Raw genomic sequence first — 3,269 nt, forward strand, 5'->3', positions numbered from 1 at the left:
GGGCGGGACGCCCATCCCACTTTCCCGAGTGGAAGTTATTTAATTCTCATTCCTAAACCAGTTTGTAGGGTGCGTCAGTTAATGTTTAATTAATTATCGGAAAAATCCCATCTGACGCACCTTTACACATCGCATGGTGCGTCAGTTTATGGCTGATTAATTCTCCCAAATATTTCCCGTTCTGACGCACCCTACTACTACAAACCCAGCTTAAAAACATCAGCAAGAATACCATTTTCCTCAACCATTCTCCCCGCATCCGGCGAATCGTAAACCACTAACAGCGAATTCTGCCCGTCCAAATATGGAAACAGGCTCAATCCCTCAGCATTGTCCGTACCAACCTTAAAAGGCAAGTCAAACAATACCTCCAAATCTCCCCCATCTTGCCCAGTAATACTGTCGCCCGATCGCCCTAAAATCCCCTTCAACCGAAAAACCCTCGTCGCCCCAGATAAAGTCATCGTCGGCCCGGCTAAAACAATCAAATCTTTTCCGTCCCAGCACAATTCTCGCACGCCCAAACCGTTCAAATCAACAAAATGTTTGTTGTACAATTTCCCTCCTTTCCCAATTTCCTTAAGCCTTAAAACTCCCGCTTGGGCCTCTTCAACTTCTATTTCTAAAATTATCGCCCAGCCCCGCAGCACCGGCCCCCGCAAACCGAGCAAAATGCGATCGCCCCGCACAGCCAACCCTTCAATATCAAAGCCATTTTCTTTACTCGGAATCGGCACAGATAAATACAAGCCGAGGTGGCTGTCATCTTTGAGCGCGTCTGTCAGCAAATTCCCCGTTTTTGTCCGCTGAAGACATCCCGCTTTCAGTTTGGTTTCAGGATTGTCTGAATGGGAAATTGACTCGCACAAAATCCCGTCTTTCATAGGAATCCGCGCCAGCAAATAGCGGTTGACCTCAGTCTCGATTTGTGCTAATCTTTCAATGTCTTTGTCTGCGTCTTTGCCTTTAGCTTTCTTGCGTTTTGTGCTGTGAGAACCGACCAACCAAAGATAATCCCTGCTGAAATCCATTCCTTCGATATCGATTTCGCATTTTCCAGGTAGATCGATAAAATCTGCGATCGCAAATCTTTGATGTTCTCCAAAAATATGAGGCGCGACAGGCGACAAACGCTCGAGGGAAGTCGTTTCATCGGAACCCACCCACAAATTGCCATCGGGAGTTAAAGCAACAGCGGATAAGTCTGTAATAATATCAGCGGCTTCGCTGTTGAATTGCAGCAGCAGCCGACCGAGCAAAAAAGATTCTGGCATAATTATTAGCACTAAAACTATTCTTAGGGTAAGTCATTATAGCTAAACCTGCTTGAAACTGAGATATTGCCACAGGTGTAATAGTCCGCCGGGAATTAATTCCCCGTCTCAAAGCTTGCATTCGGTTAAAACTGAGATGTTGCACCATTCTCAATAAAGCTTTTATGGGCGGGCTAGAAGCCCAACCCCTACTCCCCACAAGAAAATTTAATTTTTGTGGAACAGGCATCTTGCCTGTTCATGACAGAGGTGCAAAAAGAAAATCCATCTGTTGTGGAACAGGCATCTTGCCTGTTCATGACAGAGGTGCAAAAAGAAAATCCATCTGTCGTGGAACAGGCATCTTGCCTGTTCATGACAGAGGTGCAAGATTTGAGTTAAAACCGGCTGAAAATTAAAACAGACAACTAAAACAGATATCCTCCTCAAGCCTCATACCAAGAACTTCCGTTTTGAGATAAGGATTTTTAACCCCTAGCGGGCCAAACCGCAGCCGGCGGTAATTATTCCGCAAACCGAACCTCCACAGACGGATAACACCCTAATGGAAGCATTAACATCGTCGTTACCTTTCGTTACGATAAGGAGACAGAGAGAAAAACCTCTCCTTCGTAAAATCAGAGGTAGCCATTATGAACGGTACATTTCGCGTCGGCAACCTGTTTGGGATTCCCTTCTTTGTCAACGCATCTTGGTTTTTAGTTCTGGGTTTAGTAACCTGGCAGTACGGCGGCGCACTAGCTGCCCTGTTTCCCACATTGGGCCCCGTAGCGCCCTGGATGCTGGGATTATTCACAGCCTTACTGTTATTTGCTTCCGTCTTAGCCCACGAATTAGGACACAGTTGGGTAGCCATTAAACAGGGAATTGGCGTGAAATCGATTTCGCTATTTCTGTTTGGCGGACTGGCTAATTTAGAAAGAGAATCCAAAACCCCAGCCGAAGCATTTTGGGTAGCAATTGCAGGCCCGTTGGTTAGCTTATTTTTATCCGGTTTGTTAACAGCGATCGGCATCGGTGCTGGTCTCACAGGCCCCGCAGGCGCCATCGTCGGACTTTTAGCTTCGATCAACTTAGTTTTAGCCTTATTTAACTTAATTCCCGGTTTGCCCCTCGACGGCGGCAACATCCTCAAAGCAATTGTCTGGAAAATTACTGGCAACCCTTACAAAGGTGTAATTTTTGCTAGCCGCGTCGGTCAAATAATTGGTTGGATTGCCATTGCTACAGGCGTATTCGGCAATATTTGGAATCTAGTAATCGGTTGGTTCTTACTGCAAAATGCCGGTCAATCGGCACAATATGCCACAGTCCAAAATCAACTGGCAGGTTTGACAGCCGCAGATGCTGTGACTCCCGAAAGCCCGATCGTCTCCCAAGACTTGTCCCTCAGAGAATTTGCCAACAACTACGTGATCGGTAGCACTCAAACCTGGCGCAGGTTCCTGGCAACAGATGATGCCGGACAATTGGTAGGGGCGATCGACCTTGATGACCTCAAAACCATTCCTACCGGACGCTGGCCCGAAGTTTTAGTGAAAGAACTCCTGAAGCCGATCGAATTTTCCACAACCGTCAAACCCGAATTATCCCTCCTCGAAGTCGTCACCCTTCTGGAACAGCTAAAAGTACAAGAACTACCCGTCATTCGCGAAAATGGTGTCCTTGTCGGACTTGTAGAAAAAGCTGAAATTGCCCGCCTGCTACAAAGACGAGCCGAAGCGAACCCTGCTTAATATCCTCAGATACTTGACAAATAACAGTTAACCCCCTCGATTTCCCTTACCAAAAGGGCGATCGGGGGGGTTAACTCTAGCCTCAAAAAAGTAAAGTCAAACACAAATAGTCCGGGACGAAACTGTCACAATATTTAAATATTTTTTGAGGTATGTTCTTGAGTCCAGGACTGACTAAGGATCGCGAATTAAATAACTTACAAATTTAATTGTTATTGTGGGATGGGCGTCCCGCCCGTCCCACTTTCAAGAGTGGAAG

General features: G+C 46.3%; 3 protein-coding genes. 2 read left to right on the plus strand and 1 reads right to left on the minus strand.

Annotated features, from left to right (window positions below; genetic code table 11):
• Nucleotides 1–197: 197 nt before the first annotated feature.
• Entirely contained in the window at nucleotides 198–1,274 is a 1,077-nt protein-coding gene (locus QUB11_RS30975; protein ID WP_333204629.1) for a DUF3616 domain-containing protein, read from the minus strand.
• A gap of 216 nt (nucleotides 1,275–1,490) precedes the next feature.
• On the opposite strand from QUB11_RS30975, the gene QUB11_RS30980 reads away from it, so the two are divergent.
• Nucleotides 1,491–1,655 (plus strand): hypothetical protein, encoded by a 165-nt coding sequence (locus tag QUB11_RS30980; protein ID WP_333392547.1) that lies wholly within the window; start codon nucleotides 1,491–1,493, stop codon nucleotides 1,653–1,655.
• 251 nt (nucleotides 1,656–1,906) lie between these two features.
• Entirely contained in the window at nucleotides 1,907–3,010 is a 1,104-nt protein-coding gene (locus tag QUB11_RS30985; protein ID WP_333204635.1) for a site-2 protease family protein, read from the plus strand.
• Nucleotides 3,011–3,269: the final 259 nt, after the last annotated feature.

The sequence above is a fragment of the Microcoleus sp. B6-A1 genome, from assembly GCF_036705085.1.
In the GTDB taxonomy this organism is placed as follows: domain Bacteria; phylum Cyanobacteriota; class Cyanobacteriia; order Cyanobacteriales; family Microcoleaceae; genus Microcoleus.

Excerpts from the sequence above, each read along its gene's own strand:
- QUB11_RS30975 (WP_333204629.1), bottom strand. The coding sequence starts at position 1,274 with ATGCCAGAATCTTTTTTGCTCGGTCGGCTGCTGCTGCAATTCAACAGC.
- QUB11_RS30985 (WP_333204635.1), top strand. The coding sequence starts at position 1,907 with ATGAACGGTACATTTCGCGTCGGCAACCTGTTTGGGATTCCCTTCTTT.